Below are 19,252 nucleotides of genomic sequence, written 5' to 3'. Positions count from 1 at the left end.
ATTCTCTAGAGTACACTAATTTGTTGCGATGTTTTTCTTAACGTAATAATTCTTTTTCATGAGGCAAGATCGTATCCGGGAAAATCTCTGTTGGATATTTGCCTGTAAAGCAAGCAAGACAAAGCCCTCTGTTTTCATCTTCATATGGTCGTGCAATTGTTTCTACCATCCCCTCAACAGAAAGGAAAGTTAGAGAATCTGCCCCAATTGCTTCACGAATTTCATCTACATTATGACTAGAAGCAATCAGTTCTTCGTGCGTTGATGTATCAATGCCATAATAACAAGGATTTGTCATCGGCGGTGAGGAAATAACAACATGAACTTCCGCTGCACCAGCATCTTTTAGCATTTTGACAATGCGACGAGATGTTGTACCACGAACGATAGAATCATCTACCATTACTACTTTTTTTCCTTTTACGACTTGAACAACAGGTGAAAGTTTCATTTTTACACCACGTTCACGTAACTCTTGTGTCGGCTGAATAAACGTACGACCAACATAACGGTTTTTAATAAGTCCTAATTCATAAGGGATTCCACTTTCTTCTGCAAAACCAATCGCTGCTGAAATACTTGAATCAGGAACACCTGTTACAACATCTGCCTCAATATGTGCACACTCACGAGCAAGCTGTTTACCCATACGTTTTCGTGCCATATGAACGTTAATACCATCAATATCCGAATCAGGACGTGCTAAATAAACATATTCCATCGCACACATTGAACGTTTATCCATATCAGCAAAACGATCTGATTTTACGCCCTCATCGTTAATAATGATTAATTCGCCTGGTTCTACCGAACGAACGAATTCTGCACCAATTAAATCGAATGCACAAGTTTCAGAAGCTACCACCCAGCCATCTCCTAGCTTTCCAAGAGATAATGGACGTAAACCATGTGGATCACGTGCAACAAGCATTTCATCCTTTGTCATAATTAAGAAAGAATAGGCACCCTTTAAAAGAGATAGGGCATTTTTCACCTTCGCCCGGAATGGTGAATGTGAGCTTTTCTTAATAAGATGCGCCAGCACTTCTGTATCCGAGCTAGAGTGGAAAATGCTACCTTGTCGCTCTAGATACTGCTTTAAATGTGTCGCATTGACTAAGTTACCGTTATGGGCAATTGAAAGGCTACCAGTTGAGGAATGGAATAATAATGGCTGTACATTTTCGATACCGCCACCACCAGCAGTTGTGTAACGAACATGCGCAATAGCTGCTTTACCGTTCACTGCTTTTAATTTATCTTCGTTGAAAACATCATTAACTAGTCCTTCGCCTTTCACCGCGCGAAGATGCTGTCCGTCTGAAACGACAATTCCAGCGCCTTCTTGTCCACGGTGTTGAAGAGCATGAAGCCCGTAATAGCTAAGGTGTGCTGGATTTGGGTTACCCCAAATACCAAACACCCCACATTCTTCGTTTAAGCCTCTGAGTTCAGCAAGCATGGGATTGCTCCTTTCCAATTAGAACGGAATTCCTCCACTGTACCTTCTACAAGCACACCTTTGTCCCCGTTGATTTTCACAAGTGCATCGTTTGTTACGACACCAATTTTTTGAGCATCTTTGATGATTTCTACAAATGCTGCAGCATTTTCTTCTTTAACTGTGACAACAAAACGAGATTGACTCTCACTGAATAACGCTGTTGTTGCAGAGCCTGTTAATGTTACGTCCACACCAAGACCGTTTGCGCCAAATGTTGTTTCCGCAATTGCAACAGCTAGACCGCCCTCTGCTACATCATGAGCAGATTGAACAAGGCCTGCTTTAATCGCTTTTAATAAAGCTTGCTGACGTGTCGCTTCAACCTCTAAATCGATAGATGGCGCTTTCCCTGAAATAACACCATTATTTAATAGCTTTTGAAGCTCTGAACCACCAAATTCTGTTTTTGTCTCACCAATAACAAAGACAATATCCCCTGCAGCTTTTACTTCCTGTGTCGTTACATGGGCTAAGTCTTCAATAAGACCAACCATACCAATTGTCGGCGTTGGATACACCGCTTCGCCTGAACGCTCATTATAAAGTGAAACGTTACCTCCAATTACTGGCGCATTTAATGCCGTACAAGCTGCTGAAATACCATCAGCAGATTTTTCAATTTGCCAGAAGATTTCTGGTTTCTCTGGATTACCAAAGTTTAAGCAGTCTGTAATCGCAAGTGGCGTACCACCAGTTGCCACGATATTACGAGCTGCTTCGGCTACCGCGATAGCACCACCTACTTCAGGGTCTAAATAGATATAACGAGAGTTACAGTCTGTTGTCATTGCTAACCCTTTATTTGTGCCACGTACTCGAATAACGGCAGCGTCAGAGCCTGGTTTAACAACTGTTGATGTACGTACCTGATAATCATATTGATCGTATACCCATTCTTTAGAAGCAATTGTCGGTGCTTTTAATAAAGCATTTAGTGTTTCTTTATAATCTGTCACAGCAGGCTCAGTGTTTTCGATTGCTTGGAACTCTGCATAGTAAGCAGGCTCTGCAGATGGTTTATGGTAAACAGGTGCATCTTCTGCTAATGCGTCTGCAGGTACCTCTGCCACTATTTGTCCTTTGTGTAGCAGACGAAGCATTTTGTCATCTGTAACGCGGCCAATCGCTACTGCATCTAAATCATATTTATCGAAAATCGCTTTAATTTCATCTTCGCGACCTTTTTTCACAACTAAAAGCATACGTTCTTGAGACTCAGACAACATCATTTCATATGCTGACATTCCTGTTTCACGTTGAGGCACTAAGTCTAAGTTCATTTCTACACCAGAACCAGCCTTTGAAGCCATTTCTGCTGAAGAAGAAGTAAGACCAGCGGCACCCATATCTTGAATACCAACTAAAGCATCAGATTTTACAACCTCTAAACATGCTTCAAGTAAAAGTTTCTCCATAAATGGATCGCCAACTTGTACTGCTGGACGTTGGTTTTCTGATTCCTCAGTTAATTCCTCAGAGGCGAATGTTGCACCATGAATACCATCACGACCCGTTTTCGCTCCTACATACATCACTGTATTACCTACACCAGCTGCAATACCTCGTTGAATATCTTTATGATCAATTAAACCGACACACATAGCATTCACAAGTGGATTGCCTTCATAGCAAGGATCGAATTGAATTTCGCCACCTACTGTTGGGATTCCAATACAGTTACCATAACCTGCGATACCCGCTACTACTTCTTCAAATAGATATTTACCACGTGCTGACTTTAATTCACCAAAGCGTAATGAGTTTAACATAGCGATTGGACGTGCACCCATTGAAAAAACATCACGGATAATGCCACCCACACCCGTTGCAGCCCCTTGATAAGGTTCTATTGCAGATGGATGGTTATGCGATTCCATTTTAAATACGACCGCTTGCTCATCACCAATATCCACAATACCCGCACCTTCACCTGGTCCTTGTAGTACTTGAGGTCCTTTTGTAGGGAATTTACGTAGTACTGGCTTTGAATTTTTGTAAGAGCAGTGTTCAGACCACATTACTGAGAAAAGACCTGTCTCTGTCCAGTTAGGTAGACGTCCTAAAATACCTTCTACCATTGCAAATTCTTCGTCTGACATCCCCATTCCAGCGTATAGCTTTTCATCTTTAATTTGCTGTGCTGTTGGCTCAAACTTAGTTGTTGACATGATTTTCCCTCCACTGCTTCACGATTGATTTAAATACTGCTAGACCGTCTGCGCCGCCCACCAGTGCATCAACAGCTCGCTCTGGGTGTGGCATCATCCCTAATACATTGCCGCGCTCGTTTATAATCCCTGCGATATCTTCTAAAGAACCGTTTGGATTGTCACCTGAGTATGTGAATACGATTTGATTATTATCTTTTAGTGATTGTAAAGTTTCCTCGTCACAGTAGTAGTTACCTTCACCATGTGCGATTGGAATATTGATGATTTGACCTTGCTCATATTGATTTGTGAATAATGTATTGTTGTTTTCAACTTTAAGCTGCACTGTACGGCACATAAATTTGAGGTTTTTATTGCGTAATAAGGCTCCTGGCAATAAACCTGCTTCCGTTAGGATTTGGAAGCCGTTACATACACCTAATACAGGTTTACCAGCATCTGCTGCCTTCTTAACTTCTGCCATAATGTTAGATTGATTAGCCATTGCGCCACAACGAAGATAATCTCCATAGGAGAATCCTCCAGGTACTAAAATGCCATCAAAACCACTTAGATCTGTTGCTGTATGCCATACATATTCTACTTCTTCACCTAGCTCGTCTTTAATCGCATGATACATATCGATATCACAGTTTGACCCAGGGAATACGAGTACTGCGAATTTCATGATTAAATAGCCTCCTCGACTTCGTAACGGTAGTCTTCAATTACAACGTTCGTTAAAACCTTTTCACACATTTCTTTTACTAGAGTATCAATGTCACGTTCTGTATCTTTAATTGATAGTTCAAGATATTTACCGATACGTAAATCTTCTACTTCACCGTAGCCCATTTTAGCTAAAGAACCCTGTACTGCAGAGCCTTGAGGATCAAGAATGCTCTCACGTAATGTTACATAGATTTTTACTTTTTTCATTGTTATTTGCCTCCGAGTCTAGAAAGTATAATAGTATAAACTTCAGTTAAATTACCAAGGTCACGACGAAAAACATCTTTGTCTAACTTTTGCTTTGTTGTAGCGTCCCAAAGTCTGCAAGTATCTGGTGAAATTTCATCAGCTAATAATACATTGCCATCCATATCACGACCAAATTCTAATTTAAAATCAATTAATGTGACATTAACATCTTCAAAGATAGGTTGTAGAACTTTGTTAACGGCTAGTGCGCCATCATAAATAGCAGTTACTTCAGAAGGTGTCGCAAGATCTAGGACGTCAATATGCTCTGTTGTAATAAGTGGATCGCCTAATTCATCATCTTTATAATAAAATTCGACGATTGGTCTTTTTAAAGCTGTACCCTCTTCAAGACCAAGACGTTTTGCTAAACTTCCTGCAGCGATATTACGAACAACCACTTCAATCGGAATAATTTCTACTTTTTTTACAAGCTGTTGCGTATCAGATAATAGTTTTACGAAATGTGACGCAATTCCGTTAGCTCGTAATTTTTCGAAAATTAATGAAGTAATGCGATTATTTAAAATGCCCTTGCCTTCAATTTCTTCTTTTTTTTCTCCGTTGAATGCTGTTGCACTATCCTTATACTCAACAAGAAGAACATCGGCTTCCTCTGTTGTGTACAATTTTTTTGCTTTACCTTCATACAAAAGTTGACCTTTAGTCATTTCGTTTTCCCCCTGATATTATGAGATACGCTTGTAATAATGTTCAGAATTGAACCATATCTCTACGATTCAACTCTGAAACTTTTACTGGTGGCTCTAACATTTATTATTAGATGGCTAAATAAATATTAGTTAAGTCCTAGTCGTTCAAAAATCATATCAACATGCTGTAAGTGGTAGTTGTAATCAAAACAATCATCCAACTCTTCTTTTGTTAAATAAGATGTGATTTTTTCACTTGCATCGACTAATGTACGGAATTGAACTTGCTCGTCCCAAGCCTGCATTGCTAAAGGTTGTACTGTATCATAAGCTTCCTCACGTACTAAACCTTTATCAATCAATGCTAGTAAGATGCGTTGAGAATAAATAAGACCAAATGTACGATCCATATTACGTTTCATGTTCTCAGGGAATACTGTTAAGTTTTTCACAATATTACCGAAGCGATTTAGCATATAGTTAAGAGTAATTGTTGCATCCGGTAAAATAACGCGCTCTGCAGATGAATGTGAAATATCACGTTCATGCCATAAAGCTACATTTTCATAAGCTGTCACCATATAACCACGCATTAAACGAGACATACCAACCATGTTTTCAGAACCAATTGGATTACGTTTATGTGGCATTGCTGATGATCCTTTTTGACCTTTTGCAAAAGCTTCCTCCACTTCACGTGTTTCAGATTTCTGTAGCCCACGAATTTCTGTTGCGAATTTTTCAATTGAAGTAGCGATTAAAGCTAATGCCCCTAAATACTGAGCATGGCGGTCACGCTGTAAAGTTTGTGTTGAAATCGGTGAAGCTGCAAGGCCTAATTTATCGCAAACGTATTGCTCAACACGAGGATCGATATTGGCATATGTTCCAACAGCTCCCGACATTTTCCCTGTTTCAATTACTTTGGCAGCCGCTTCAAAACGTTCAAGGTTACGCTTCATTTCCTCATACCATAAACCAAGTTTCAAACCGAAAGTTGTTGGTTCAGCATGAACACCATGTGTGCGTCCCATCATAACTGTATGTTTATGTTCTTTTGCCTTAGCAGCAATAATATCAATGAAATTTACGATATCCTTTCGTAAAATATCATTTGCTTGTTTGATTAAATAAGAAAGGGCTGTATCTACTACGTCTGTAGAAGTTAAACCATAATGCACCCATTTACGCTCTTCTCCAAGTGTTTCAGAGACAGCACGAGTAAAGGCTACAACGTCATGACGAGTTTCTTGTTCAATTTCTAAAATACGATTCACATCAAATGAAGCATTTTCACGAATTTTAGCAACATCCTCTTTTGGGATATCGCCTAACTCTGCCCATGCTTCACAAGCTAAAATTTCAACCTCTAGCCAAGCTTGGTATTTATTTTGTTCTGTCCAAATTGCGCCCATTTCGGGTCTTGTGTAACGTTCAATCATCGCTTATCTCCTTCTATTCTGACCAAATGCCAGAACTCTCGATTTGTTGTAGTGTAGCTTCTAAGTCTTTTGTCATAATCGTCACATGGCCCATTTTACGGTTGACCTTAGCTTCAGCTTTCCCATAAAGATGTATGGACCATTCAGGATATTTAGCAATTGAGTTACTGAGTGGCACGACATGCTGCCCTAATACATTGACCATAATGGACGGTGCCCATAATTGCGGCTTACGTAACGGCCATCCACAAACAGCACGAATATGCTGATGAAATTGTGAAACATTACATGCTTCAATTGAATAGTGACCAGAATTATGAGGTCTTGGTGCTAATTCATTGATAACAATACTACCATCTTCTAATACAAACATTTCTACTGCTAGCGTTCCTACTAAATGTAAGTAATCTGCAATTTTCAAAGCTTCTCGTTCCGCAGCTTGAGCTGTGCTTTCAGTTATGCGAGCAGGTACAATTGTCTCGTGAAGAATATGATGAACATGAATGTTCTCTCCAACTGGCTGACAATACGATTCACCATGACCATTTCTTTGAACAATGACCGATACTTCCTTTACGAAAGGAACAAATCCTTCTGCAATACACTGCGAATGCATGAATAATTCTTTCGCTAAAGGTAAATCTTCAGTTGATTTTAAAAGCTGCTGTCCCTTGCCATCATAACCACCTCTTGCTGTTTTGACTATACAAGGATAACCAATCAAATCAATATTGGCTACTAATTCTTCATAAGTTTTTGCGACAATATATGGTGCTACTGGGCAACCAGCTTTCACAATAGCTTCTTTCTCTGTTATACGGTTTTGTGTAATACGTACCAACTCTGCTCCTTGAGGAACATAAGCCATTTGAGATAAACGCTTTAAGCCTTCATAATCAATATTTTCAAATTCATAAGTGATAACATCACTTACTTCTGCAAGTTCTTCTAAAGCAGCTTCATCATCATATGGAGCTACAATACGAATATCAGCTACCTGCCCACACGGTGAGTCCATTGTTGGCTCAAGAACAGCCACTTTAAAACCAGACTCCTTTGCAGCCAGCGCCATCATTCGACCAAGTTGTCCTCCGCCTATAATGCCTATCGTTTGTCCAGGATAAATAATCTTCGTCACACTAAGTCACCTGTACTTTCTAATACTTGCTGCTTTGTTGCTTCACGTCTAGCATCTAATTTATTAGCAAGCTCCGCATCTGTTGTTGACAAAATTTGAGCTGCAAGTAACCCTGCATTAGTCGCTCCTGCTTTGCCAATTGCTACAGTTGCTACAGGTACGCCACCAGGCATTTGAACGATGGATAATAGTGAATCAAGTCCATTCAGTGCACGTGATTGAACTGGTACACCGATGACAGGTAATGTTGTTTTAGCTGCCACCATTCCTGGTAAATGTGCAGCCCCACCTGCTCCAGCAATAATTACTTGTATTCCTCGTCCTCGAGCTGCCTCTGCATATTCAAACATTAAATCAGGTGTACGATGTGCAGATACAACTTTCTTTTCGTACGGTACTTGTAATTCTTCTAAAATATCACATGCATGTTTCATTGTTTCCCAGTCACTTGAACTACCCATAATGACACCGATTTTCGGATTCATAAATTGTCGCTCCTTTTAAACGATAGAAAAATGATCAATTATTTATTGTGCTAGCCTCTATTTTGATTAGCTACTGCAATTCTTATTTATTTACAAAGAAAATCCCCAAATAAACTACTCTCTACCATTACACGTGAAAGCAGTTTACTTGAGGACTATTAGGACAAGATCATCTCCATGTACATAGCTGTACAAAGACCTTCTCACCATATGCCAAAAGTGCTTTCCCGCATAGTCCAGCATTTACGGTGCCGGGTAGAGACACTAGAGCCAATCCTCTAGCATATATGTGGGATTTATTTGTTTTTCCTTCTCACATTTTAACAAGGGATTGTCTTATCGTCAATGCAAAAATGCGAACATTTTTTATTAGGTTAAAAAAAACGTTCGGTTTTTAGTCAAAATCATTCGATATCTTGAGCAGGTATACCTTTAAACTGTATTTTTTGACGTAAATAAGCTGGCTCACCATCTACGATATGAAAAAGCGGCTCTTCTTTTCGTCCTATGACCATAAAGCCGTCTTTCCGCATTCTTGCCAAACAATCCTCAATTGACTCGTTTTCTTGTACCTCATACCAAATTTGCTTTTTTCCCAACTTTTTCTTCCTTTCCACTGTACATATTCATTCAACCAATTTGTAATTCATTATACCTTTTGTTGCTTACAGAAGTATGTAAGAACTTAAATATATAGAAAAACTGCAGATTTCTCTCCGCAGTTTTGATTAATGACTATGAACCATAAAATACCTTTAAATAGATACAAAAAAATAATAGCTGTAGGAACAAATGAAGGACAACAAGAACCAGACGATATCCTTTGATGCCTAATAGAGCACTGACAATGCCTAAACCACCTAAAATAAACGGCATAAACATATTTATATGATAGAGAAGTGTAAAAAAGCCTCCATACCATTTTGCTGAATCATAACCAAACATAAAGAATATAAGTAGAAGACTCGAGATCGAAATCGCAGAAAAAATGTTCTGCCTCATTTTGATTCCTCCATTATTAAATCCAAAATGTATCTAGTTGAAAGAATTTATCTTTAAATCTGCTTGAAAATATTAAATATATTATAGCATTTTATAATAGTTCACATAATAAAAAAAGCCATGGAATAGATCCATGACTTTTTTTATTGCCTAGCGACGTCCTACTCTCACAGGGGGAAGCCCCCAACTACCATCGGCGCTAAAGAGCTTAGTATTTTGTTCACTAGCAAAGCTAGCTACTTAAAACTTTATTGATTACGTTTTGCTTGTTCAGTTTTCAAGGTTCATTTACTAGTTACGCTAAGTAACTTTTTATAATTTAACATATTGTTAACATGTTGTCAACTGTTTATGTTAATATTTTTGAAGTTGTTCGTTTGTTTCGTAACAACGTGTTTAAATATATCATCTTAAATTTAAGTTTGCAAGCCTTTCGTTAAAGTAAAACTATTCTCATTATTTAAAAACGAGTTTCTTCTATATAATGTATAAAAACCATAACTCTTTTAATTAGGATCAACTTAATTTTTGATTGCTCTAACCAACAATTTATTGCTTTTTATTTTTAATAAAAAAACACCTCTCATGATTAGTATCTTACTAACAATGAGAGGTGTCTGTTTAACTAACGTACCCAAATGAAGTATGCAAGGAAGACAAAGAATAGACCATACATCATTGGATGAATTTCTTTTTTTCGACCTGCTAATAACATTGTAATTGGGTAGAATACAAAGCCGATTGCAATACCAGTAGCAATTGAATAACCAAGTGGCATCATTAACACTGTAAAGAATGCAGGTACTGCTATTTCGAATTTATCCCAATCAATTAAACGTAATGACGATACCATAAGTACCCCTACGATTACTAAAGCTGGAGCAGTAACTGCTGGTGTTACAACCGCTAATAATGGTGAGAAGAATAATGCTACTAAGAATAGTACTGCTGTTACAACTGCCGAGAATCCTGAACGAGCACCTGCAGCAACTCCAGAAGTTGACTCTACGTATGCAGTTGTTGTTGATGTACCAAATAAAGAACCGATAGTTGTTGCTAGTGCATCTGCCATTAAGGCACGGCCAGCACGTGGTAGTTTATTATCTTTTACTAAGCCTGCTTGTGTCGCAACAGCCATTAAAGTACCGGCTGTATCAAAGAAATCAACAAACAAGAATGTTAATACTACTACTAAGAACTTCACATTCAATAATGTACCAATATCACCTAGTGGTTCTAATGCTACCATGAATGTAGAATCTACACTTGGGATAGCTGATACAACCGCTGTTGGGGGATCAATGATACCTGTGATCATCCCAATAACTGCTGTAATCACCATACCTAAGAAAATACCAATACTGCGCAATTTAATAATAAGAATAACTGAAAGAATAATACCGAAAACCGCTAATAATGTAGCGCCTGTGAAACTTCCTAAAGTGACTAAAGTAGCTGGGCTATCGACAATGATCCCCGCTCCTTGTAAACCAACAAAAGTGATAAACAAACCAATACCTGCAGAAACTGCATATTTAAGTTGTACTGGAATTGCGTTAATAACGGTTTCACGGATACCAGTTAAAGATAAAATAATAAAGATAATCCCTGAGAAGAACACACCTGTTAAACCAGTTTGCCATGGAATACCATATGCTCCGACTACAGTAAATGCAAAGAATGCATTTAGCCCCATTCCAGGAGCAAGTGAAATCGGGAATTTAGCGAAAATCCCCATAATCAAAGAACCGACTGCTGCTGCTAATGCTGTTGCTACGAAAACAGCACCTTTATCCATCCCTGCATTTTCTAGAATACCTGGGTTAACAGCTAGAATATATGCCATTGCAAGGAAGGTTGTAATACCACCTATTATTTCGCGGCGATAATTAGTTCCTAATTCATCGAACATGAAATATTTTTTCATTATCAAAAAATCCTCCGTGTGGTCGTCCTCAATATCGAAAACAAAAAAGACACGCCGACTACTCTACTAGTCGCATGTCTACGATATATTTCATCACAATTAGTGTGTGAAACAAATTAGTGTTTATACGTTTATGTATAAACCTAAATCGTAGTCAAGTTATTTACGGTAACTTGGTAGAAACTCACGGGCCTTATCCCCGACATTATACGACGACGTATTTAATTTACATTCGTAATATATCATTTCGTTTTTTAGATTTCAACCCTATTTCCGAACATTTTTCTAAAAAGAAATACGAAAGTTCGTGTAAAATTCTTATTTATTGTTCAGGTTCTATTAAAAACGTTACTAAAGAAGCTTTGTACTGAACATTCCATTTATCCGTTTAAAGAAAAAATCCCCTAGAAATTCTAGAGGATCCTTCTTTTGAACTTATGTTTTAACTCGTCACTTTACTTTGCAAGACCTGAATTCTTTTTTCTAATTTTTCTTTCCAATCTTCTGCTAATGCATCTACTGCTTGTATTTGTTTCATTGCGATCGCATCTTTGTTTTTAAAGTACACTTCATTGCAATACAAAACAGATATACATGCAGGATGCTTTTCTACAAGCTCAATTGTTGATTCTGCACAGATTGTCCCTTCTTCTAGTACACGTGCAAGGAAACCTGTATAGCCTGTTTCGATTAAACGCTTGAGCAATATGTTTGCCTCTGTATATCTATCGATCGTGCTACACGGAATACGCCCCTGTGTAATTTGGATGACAGCATCTCCAATTTTATAAACATCACCAATACAAACATCTGCTTCTAACATATTTGTTACTGTTAAATTTTCACCAAATGCAGCAATGGGCAACGTTTTCCCAAGTTCCTGTTCCCATTGGATGTAATGCTCCGCAGGATATAAACAAACTGCGCGGTCAGGGCCACCATGATGTTTTTTATCTGCCACATCATCTCCTTCGAAGCCATGAGAGGACAAGTAAACTTCCTGCACGCTTTGTTTTTCAATCCCCGTAATCATTGAACGCCCTTTACTATCAATCAACTCTTTTGGCATCCCAACTGCTAATGTATGTATTTTTGGTTTATTTTTCTCCATTTAAATCCCCCCTAATCTGACTAATATAATTTCTTTTGCATTCATTTAGTTTACTACATACATCACTTTACCAGCAATTTTTGCATGTTAGGAAACTTCATTCAGCCATAAATTCAGAAAGAATGAAATCAAAAAAGCCCTAAAAACCTCTTAGAGCTTTTAGGGCTTTTGCTATTATTCCCACTCAATCGTTGCAGGTGGCTTAGATGTAATATCGTACAGCACGCGGTTCACATGTTTTACTTCGTTTACTAGGCGGACAGAGATTTTCTCTAGTACATCCCAAGGAATGCGTGCCCAGTCTGAAGTCATACCGTCGATAGATGTTACTGCACGGATACCGATTGCATAGTCATACGTACGTGCATCACCCATTACACCAACTGAACGGATATCAGGTAATACCGTGAAGTATTGCCAAATGTCAGGGCAATTAATTTTATATGTAAGTTAAACTTCTATTTAATTTCAACTTCTAAATAGTAGCACGTTTTTCATAAAAAATCTAGATTATTAATAAGGAAACTACTCATTATGGGTCAACAACCTATCATTATATTTACAAAATGCACTCGAAAGAGTGCCCTGTTTTATTGCTTGTTGCGTAAAGTATGGATTGCGATGTCGTGTTCTAAAATCTTATCAGTGATGTATTTCAATGTATTAGATAGTTGTTCATCTGAATCTTGCTGTAGCTTCACGGTATGTTCAACCATTTCACCAAGACTGTCGACCTTACCTTTCACTTCAGATAGTTCTTGTTTCACTTCAGCTATTTCAGATTTAAGTTCAGCTTTCATTTCAGCCATTTCAGCTTTCATTTCAGCTTTCATGTCGTCCATGCCTTTAGTGATGTTTTGAAGCATTTCAATAATTAAGTTTTCGTTTGTCATTTTGACCACTCCTAAGATGTTTCTTGTTATTCCTCTATCTATTCAGGAAACTTTAGTCTTTCCAACATTTCGGCATACTGTGCCGTTCGGTTCTTTTCACGTTGTATTTCTTCTTCAGCTAGTTGACTGATTTTATCAAGATTAGAGTCGATTGAATCAAAACTTGTATGCATTGACGCAAAATGCCCATCTATCGAATCAAGCTTTTTATCCAGTGAATCAAAGCTTGTATGCATTTCAGTGTTTAGTTCTTTTATATCTGCATGAAAGCTATCCATATTGTTTTGAAGTTCCTTCAACATGCCCATAATCGCTTTTTTAGCTTCATTATCGTTCATATCATCCATTGTTAATTTCCCCTTTCAGTCGGAATAAAAAGGCACTCATTTGAATGCCTTGTTTTACTTCTTGTCTATTACATTTAAAATCATGCTGTGCTTGCCAACTTCACCAGCTAGGTAATTAATATACCTTGCATGTTTAGCTGTTTTCTGTGTGATAGTGTCAACATTTTCAACCACTCTATTGTGTTCTTCCGTAGAAACCTGTTTGAACTCATTTACTTCAATTCGTAGTTCTTTGATTTCCTTTTCCAAACCATCAAAGCGTTGGTTCATGTCTTGGTTCATTTCATTCATTTTAGCTTGCATACCTTGAAGCATTTCCATCATTTGTGTAAGTTCGTTTGTGTTGTTTGTCATTTTAGTACACCTCAGTATATTCAACTTCATCCTAATGAGTAGCTTCTTGGATTAACTTTTCCTTCAATAAATTTATATCCTTATTTTCTTCCGTAGAAGTACAATATTCAAAATTACATCATCAGTAGCTTCATCCCTGACATTGAAGTCAAGGCAATTTAATAATATAGAAAACATCTTTAAGGAAGGTTAGCCAACTGGTCGTTATCCGATGTATTTTCTAAATATTCAGTTTCATTGTAAATGCTTATGTTCATAGTTTAATTTATTGTAGTAAAGTAGCGTCAGTTATCACTACCATCTTTTCTAATGATTCAAGTTTGATTTCGACTACCCTAAGACGCTGGTGTACTTCAGCAACTTCTTTCTTCAATTCTTTAATCTCGCCTTTCAAGTCTGTTTTCATTACACCTATATCTGTAGAAATTTCTTGAAGTCTCTCGATAATCTTTAATGTTTCAATTGCCATATTCCAACACCTCTAAACATGTATTTTAAGTATATATTAATTATGTATTAGTCATATTTTAACATGGGTTGTAGCATAATAACATGGGATTTAAGTGCTGTTTGACTAGAATAAAATGTATAACAATGCAAAAAAAATCCCCTACCAGTTCATAACGAACTAATAGGGTGACAACTATGGGGGCATAGCTGGTAATAAAACAATCTGAAGATGGCTGAAGTCTTCAGATTGCTACTAGATTGTAAAGTCTTTTAATTTCGCAACACTGTAAGGATTGCTTACCACAATTGAGACGTACCATTCAATTAAAGTTTCGTAGGTAGTCCCACGTAACCCATTATCTACGGCTGTAATTTCACCAGCCTGAATACCAGTTACTGCATCAGGACCAAGTGACATTGCATAGATAGCGTTGTCAGGCAAGAATGCATCTTCTACAACTGCAATTCGAACATCTCCGAAGCGTTGCACTGGACGTCCGAAGGCATCTTGTGAAGGTTCAATGAAGGCTTTCTGTGCCATGAATAATTCATTTACTTTACGGCGTGTTTTTTTGTTCATAAAAATTACGTCCGCCCCGCCTTGCACTTTATCTAACAGCTGGTGGATTAATCCTGTGTGTAATGGGAAGCCACTAGCATCAACTACCTGTGTAGCGTCCATTCGCTTATTTAAGCCGTCAAACTCCATAGGGTTTACAGATGAATCACCGTGGAAGAAAGTCTGTGTAAAGTGGTTGGCAATAGCCTTTGCCTTGCTTGCTGTGGCTTCAGCACGTACATTGTTTAGATTTCCAGTCAATTCAATATAACGGTCAACTTCAACCTTTGAACCTAGTCTGCGTAGTTCCTCGAAGTGTTCCGAATTGGTAGGGTTCTCAACAATATATTCTTCATTTACTGCACGAAAAGTTGCACCACCGTCTGTTTCTTCACGGATAAAGCCATACGTAGCACCAAAAATCGTTTCGAATGGCAATACTTCTAATACAGCTGATTCACGTGCAATCGTTTGGATGATACCTTTCTTCATTGGGTTGCTTGTTAAGTAGCTAGCTTCAGTAAGTGTAATTCCTGGCATATAAAATCAATCTCCATTTCTTTGTAAGTTTTTTGCAATGAAAAAAGCCAACTGGATTTCATCAGTTAGCTTTGTTGGGGTGCATGGGTGCACTAATATTTGGTTGTTTTAAAGGTTGTTTTCTACTTCATGAATCGAAACTGTTGCACCAGCACCTAAAATCTCCATTTTGTATGGCAGATAGACGTTAGGTTGCTTTCCTAAATCCACTAAGAAGCTTTGCAGTAGTCCTTCTTCTTTAATTGCAGAATCATACTGTTCACCTAAAATTGAAAGCTTTTGCAGATATTCACTCTTTGCTTCTGCAATGCCTTCTTTAATTGCTTGTATTTCCTCTTGCTGTGCCTTATTCATTTCTGCTTTGTTAGATTGAATCTCCGCAATCACGGCATTTACATCTTCGGTCTTATACAATTCAATTTGTTTCATTTCAAGCTGGATAGATTGAATTTTATCAGTCATAGATGTCACAACTTGCTTCTGTTCCTCATACGTTTGTTCAGAAACTTGCTGAAGCAATGCTAGTTTGTGATAATCCTTTAACTTTATTTGTTCATCCTGAAGGTGTAGCTGTAGCTGAACCAACTCTTCTTGTTTACGTTCCAATGCAAGTTCATAGCTTGTGGATGCATCGGAAGCTTTGTTCAACAAGCCAGCCACTATTTTCTTTATATTTTTCATAGTATCTATTCCCCTTTTTGAATATTAATCTTCAATTGTTCAATACCTAGCCCTTCTTCATAAGCCTTCCCAGCAATTGTGTCTTGCGTTCTTCCACACTCATAGCATTGGAAGTCCCAGATGAAGTTTTAGTCAATCCTAATCGTTCCATTTGAATGCGTTTGTCATTCTCTGCTAAATACCCGAATACATCCATAAACAACTCTGTTTCTTTAATAGTAGGATTTTCTTTATAAGGAATCTTCAAGATGTGTTTTTTCATTTGCTGAAATGCATCCTTTTCATCTGCTGGTATAACAAGATTCTGTATATCTGCCATGTACTTTATGAAGGAAGGAATTTCGAGAAAATCATACCATGTATTTGTGCTGATTCTATTTGCTTTACAGAAACCAGCTATGGTATGCCCTTCCAGCATCTTTGCACGGGTGTACTGTTGTGCAAGTGCTACATGCCTATCTGTTAAATCAGGGGGCACGGGAACAGTCTTTAATAACTTTTCATCGTATATGGTCATACTAACTCACCTCCAGCACTTCAATTTGAACTGTTTTTTTACTTTTTACGGTGGCATCTTTTAGCAATCGCTTTTGTAATTTGTCTGTGTAGTAGCTGGTTTCTAGGATTGTATTCAACCAGTACAAAGCCAACTTCTTGTTAGGGTGCTTATAATTTAATTCACGCTGAACATCTTCCAAAGTGGCAATTAATCTTGCCTTGTTCTGCTTGCCATATGATTTGAAAGTTTTCAGGTGTTCTTGTAAGTCTGAATGCACCGAATTAGCCTGATACTTGAATGTGATTTCACGGGCTTCAGCAATCGCTGAAGTAAGTTTGCTATTCACGTGAGAAGAATCATATTTACTCTTTCCAATGGTGGAAATAAGGTACTCAATTTTTGTTTGTAGTGTCATGGTTGTTCACCAGCTTTCGTTTTTAATACTGCTTGTGCTTTTGCTGATTCAGCTACTAACTGCTGAAGCACCATCAGGTCAAGTTCCGTTATGCCGATTTCCTTTGCAAGTTCTTTCATACGTTCAGCAACTTTTGCTGGAATCTCAATAGTGCCAATTTCATAACAAGCAATCGTACTCTGTGATTTGCCGAGTAGTTGCCCTAATCCAGTTTGATTCAGTCCATAAAAGCCCCGTAATATGCGAAATAGTGTAATGTTCATTTTTTTCAAGCCCCCTTTTATACTCTTTGTGCTGATAATTTATTAGTCATAAGGCAATAGAAAAAGGACAACCCTGAAGGTTGCCCGTTAGTCTAATATGTAGTAGTGAATGGCTGATTCAACTAAATGCTTTATGCTTAGGTTTCTCTATATATAGGGTTCGTGAAAAGGGGCATTTGTAAGACACCGATTCAAAAGATGGTGGTTTGTACCCATGACATACAACTGGTACACACTGGGGAAAACACAGGAAAACTTACAGTACAAAAAATTAGAAAAAAATTTAATGTTGGATATCCCATATATCAGAATCACTATTTATGAATGCCCCCCCTTGGAATTTTCAGGACATAAGTGCAATAGATGCGATTTACAACAAGCGTTCAGACGGATTCAGGTGGGTACTTATACGTTTAGAAGGATTTCACTTGCTTACAAGTCACTTTCACGGTAGTTACAAGAAGGGATTCTGGTGGATAGAAGGCATTCAGGTCACTTACTGAAAAGGTACTTAAAATATAGGGTGCTAAAAATAGGATATCCATTTTTAATACACTAAATTAATAAAAAGAGTACCCCTGTCCCCCGTGTACCCCCTATCAATATTTATTATTAATTTATTTTTGAACATTAATATTCAAGCATACAATTTACTTCGTTTGTATGAAAATGATACTTATTAAAAATGCATTCCTTCTTCATATGGAGTACGAATGTGTATGTGGATATGGGTAGTAATAGGCCGTGGCTGATAGTAGCGTAACTCTATTAAATAAAGCACACCCACCGTCTAAAAGTTACAACTTCAGGACACCCAACAAAGACAACCCAAAACATCTAAAAATAATACTTTACAACGTCTAAAAGTTAGTCTAAAATACATTGTACATAAGTCCTTTAGACTTTAAGACTGAAAAAGGAAAGTGATACATATGGAAATTATAGGCTATGCAAGAGTTTCAACAAAGGGACAAGATTTGACTAATCAGATTGAAGTATTAAAAGAATACGGCTGTGAAAAGATTTTTATGGAGAAGGAAAGTGGTGCAAAGTCTGATAGACCAGAACTGAAGAAAGCACTGGAATATTTACGTGAAGGCGATAAGCTGGTAGTTCATAAATTGGATAGGCTAGCACGTTCTACATTTGACCTTTTAAAGATTGCTGAAGATTTAGAAGCACGGGGAATTGGCCTAGTATTCATTAAAGAAGGCATTGATTTCACTACACCTAATGGAAAGCTAATGCTTACAATGCTAGGTGCTATTGCTACATTTGAACGGGATTTAATCAATGAAAGAACATCTGAAGGTAGAGAACGGGCAAAGGCAAAGGGTACACATATGGGGCGTGTTGGACAAGATGAAAAGCAAGTAAAGAAAGCATTGTCACTCTTTCAGGATAGGGGCAATAATGGGTTATCAGTCAATGAGATTGCAAAAATGACTGGTGTACCCCGTTCAACCATATATGCAAAGGCTAAAGAACTGGTTTGATTACACTGGTTCTTTTTTTATTTACTTCTTTGTTAAATACACTTCAGGAACACACCCCATCTAAGCCCACACACTTCATTTTAACGGGCTTCATTTATTTTCCAATATGAAAGCTAGAACGCCTTCAGGGATGGGCTACAATCGTTATAAATTGCCTGCAAAAGAAGATAGGCACTCATTTTCGTTTACGTCCACGGGGTGCATTATATGGGGTTTTCAGCTGTATTTTCACCAGTCATTTCACTGATATTCAGACACATTCATGACACAATTATCAGTACCTTCAGCATCATCAACGCACACGGCTTCACCTGTTCAACGTTGTTTATTTCCCCATATAAGACAAAGAAATATGAAAAACG

The 19,252-nt window shown here is 37.8% G+C and carries 22 protein-coding genes, 1 pseudogene and 2 riboswitches; of the genes and pseudogenes, 1 reads left to right on the top strand and 22 read right to left on the bottom strand.

What is annotated here, in order from left to right; translation table 11 throughout:
- Positions 1 to 37 precede the first annotated feature (37 nt).
- The 22 genes and pseudogenes from purF to V1L66_RS03345 form a co-directional block, all read right to left on the bottom strand.
- Positions 38 to 1,462 carry an amidophosphoribosyltransferase gene (gene purF, locus V1L66_RS03450; protein WP_004225733.1) on the bottom strand — a complete coding sequence of 475 codons (1,425 nt, stop codon included), beginning with the start codon at positions 1,460 to 1,462 and terminating at the stop codon, positions 38 to 40.
- Positions 1,438 to 3,672, bottom strand: a complete 2,235-nt coding sequence (purL, locus tag V1L66_RS03445; RefSeq protein ID WP_016992381.1) for a phosphoribosylformylglycinamidine synthase subunit PurL — start codon at positions 3,670 to 3,672, stop codon at positions 1,438 to 1,440. The genes purF and purL overlap by 25 nt, the downstream gene beginning before the upstream one ends.
- A complete protein-coding gene (gene purQ, locus V1L66_RS03440) occupies positions 3,659 to 4,342 on the bottom strand; it encodes a phosphoribosylformylglycinamidine synthase subunit PurQ (protein WP_016992382.1) in 684 nt (227 codons plus the stop codon). The genes purL and purQ overlap by 14 nt, the downstream gene beginning before the upstream one ends.
- 2 nt (positions 4,343 to 4,344) lie before the next feature.
- Positions 4,345 to 4,593, bottom strand: coding sequence for a phosphoribosylformylglycinamidine synthase subunit PurS (purS, locus tag V1L66_RS03435; protein ID WP_016992383.1), 249 nt, complete (start codon positions 4,591 to 4,593; stop codon positions 4,345 to 4,347).
- A 2-nt stretch (positions 4,594 to 4,595) separates the two neighbouring features.
- Positions 4,596 to 5,306, bottom strand: a complete 711-nt coding sequence (gene purC, locus V1L66_RS03430; RefSeq protein ID WP_312127141.1) for a phosphoribosylaminoimidazolesuccinocarboxamide synthase — start codon at positions 5,304 to 5,306, stop codon at positions 4,596 to 4,598.
- Positions 5,307 to 5,434: 128 nt separating this feature from the next.
- The gene (gene purB, locus V1L66_RS03425) at positions 5,435 to 6,730 is read right to left on the bottom strand and encodes an adenylosuccinate lyase (RefSeq protein ID WP_016992384.1); all 1,296 of its coding nucleotides are present in this window, start codon (positions 6,728 to 6,730) and stop codon (positions 5,435 to 5,437) included.
- A gap of 13 nt (positions 6,731 to 6,743) precedes the next feature.
- The gene (gene purK / locus V1L66_RS03420; protein WP_016992385.1) at positions 6,744 to 7,868 is read right to left on the bottom strand and encodes a 5-(carboxyamino)imidazole ribonucleotide synthase; all 1,125 of its coding nucleotides are present in this window, start codon (positions 7,866 to 7,868) and stop codon (positions 6,744 to 6,746) included.
- Positions 7,865 to 8,353, bottom strand: a complete 489-nt coding sequence (gene purE / locus V1L66_RS03415; protein ID WP_016992386.1) for a 5-(carboxyamino)imidazole ribonucleotide mutase — start codon at positions 8,351 to 8,353, stop codon at positions 7,865 to 7,867. The genes purK and purE overlap by 4 nt, the downstream gene beginning before the upstream one ends.
- Positions 8,354 to 8,565: 212 nt before the next feature.
- Positions 8,566 to 8,664: riboswitch (purine riboswitch) on the bottom strand.
- Positions 8,665 to 8,757: 93 nt separating this feature from the next.
- Positions 8,758 to 8,952, bottom strand: coding sequence for an NETI motif-containing protein (locus V1L66_RS03410; protein ID WP_036076850.1), 195 nt, complete (start codon positions 8,950 to 8,952; stop codon positions 8,758 to 8,760).
- 136 nt (positions 8,953 to 9,088) lie between these two features.
- On the bottom strand, positions 9,089 to 9,355 hold the full coding sequence (locus V1L66_RS03405) for a hypothetical protein (RefSeq protein ID WP_036076848.1): 267 nt from the start codon (positions 9,353 to 9,355) through the stop codon (positions 9,089 to 9,091).
- A gap of 625 nt (positions 9,356 to 9,980) precedes the next feature.
- Positions 9,981 to 11,282 (bottom strand): NCS2 family permease, encoded by a 1,302-nt coding sequence (locus V1L66_RS03400; RefSeq protein WP_036076061.1) that lies wholly within the window; start codon positions 11,280 to 11,282, stop codon positions 9,981 to 9,983.
- A gap of 131 nt (positions 11,283 to 11,413) precedes the next feature.
- Positions 11,414 to 11,515, bottom strand: a riboswitch (purine riboswitch).
- A gap of 209 nt (positions 11,516 to 11,724) precedes the next feature.
- On the bottom strand, positions 11,725 to 12,393 hold the full coding sequence (locus V1L66_RS03395; RefSeq protein ID WP_312126838.1) for an MOSC domain-containing protein: 669 nt from the start codon (positions 12,391 to 12,393) through the stop codon (positions 11,725 to 11,727).
- A 174-nt stretch (positions 12,394 to 12,567) separates the two neighbouring features.
- Positions 12,568 to 12,819: pseudogene (locus V1L66_RS03390) on the bottom strand (GMP synthase (glutamine-hydrolyzing)); the annotation flags it as partial.
- 164 nt (positions 12,820 to 12,983) lie between these two features.
- Positions 12,984 to 13,286, bottom strand: a complete 303-nt coding sequence (locus tag V1L66_RS03385) for a hypothetical protein (RefSeq protein ID WP_333006919.1) — start codon at positions 13,284 to 13,286, stop codon at positions 12,984 to 12,986.
- 38 nt (positions 13,287 to 13,324) lie between these two features.
- Entirely contained in the window at positions 13,325 to 13,633 is a 309-nt protein-coding gene (locus V1L66_RS03380) for a hypothetical protein (RefSeq protein ID WP_333006918.1), read from the bottom strand.
- 54 nt (positions 13,634 to 13,687) lie between these two features.
- On the bottom strand, positions 13,688 to 13,987 hold the full coding sequence (locus V1L66_RS03375; protein ID WP_333006917.1) for a hypothetical protein: 300 nt from the start codon (positions 13,985 to 13,987) through the stop codon (positions 13,688 to 13,690).
- 265 nt (positions 13,988 to 14,252) lie between these two features.
- Entirely contained in the window at positions 14,253 to 14,456 is a 204-nt protein-coding gene (locus tag V1L66_RS03370) for a hypothetical protein (RefSeq protein ID WP_333006916.1), read from the bottom strand.
- Between the two features lie 234 nt (positions 14,457 to 14,690).
- A complete protein-coding gene (locus V1L66_RS03365; protein ID WP_333006915.1) occupies positions 14,691 to 15,536 on the bottom strand; it encodes a major capsid protein in 846 nt (281 codons plus the stop codon).
- Between the two features lie 108 nt (positions 15,537 to 15,644).
- Complete coding sequence (locus tag V1L66_RS03360; RefSeq protein WP_333006914.1) at positions 15,645 to 16,217, bottom strand: hypothetical protein; 573 nt, start codon at positions 16,215 to 16,217, stop codon at positions 15,645 to 15,647.
- Positions 16,218 to 16,263: 46 nt separating this feature from the next.
- Positions 16,264 to 16,734 carry a hypothetical protein gene (locus V1L66_RS03355; RefSeq protein WP_312124145.1) on the bottom strand — a complete coding sequence of 157 codons (471 nt, stop codon included), beginning with the start codon at positions 16,732 to 16,734 and terminating at the stop codon, positions 16,264 to 16,266.
- Between the two features lies 1 nt (position 16,735).
- The gene (locus V1L66_RS03350) at positions 16,736 to 17,131 is read right to left on the bottom strand and encodes a hypothetical protein (protein WP_333006912.1); all 396 of its coding nucleotides are present in this window, start codon (positions 17,129 to 17,131) and stop codon (positions 16,736 to 16,738) included.
- A complete protein-coding gene (locus V1L66_RS03345) occupies positions 17,128 to 17,394 on the bottom strand; it encodes a hypothetical protein (RefSeq protein ID WP_333006910.1) in 267 nt (88 codons plus the stop codon). The genes V1L66_RS03350 and V1L66_RS03345 overlap by 4 nt, the downstream gene beginning before the upstream one ends.
- 932 nt (positions 17,395 to 18,326) lie before the next feature.
- Here V1L66_RS03345 and V1L66_RS03340 point away from each other — a divergent pair.
- Positions 18,327 to 18,890 carry a recombinase family protein gene (locus V1L66_RS03340; RefSeq protein ID WP_333006909.1) on the top strand — a complete coding sequence of 188 codons (564 nt, stop codon included), beginning with the start codon at positions 18,327 to 18,329 and terminating at the stop codon, positions 18,888 to 18,890.
- The last annotated feature ends 362 nt before the right edge of the window (positions 18,891 to 19,252 follow it).

Source organism: Lysinibacillus sp. IITD104, from assembly GCF_036698265.2.
GTDB classification, from domain to species: domain Bacteria; phylum Bacillota; class Bacilli; order Bacillales_A; family Planococcaceae; genus Lysinibacillus; species Lysinibacillus boronitolerans.
This window is presented reverse-complemented; position numbering and strand designations above follow the sequence as displayed.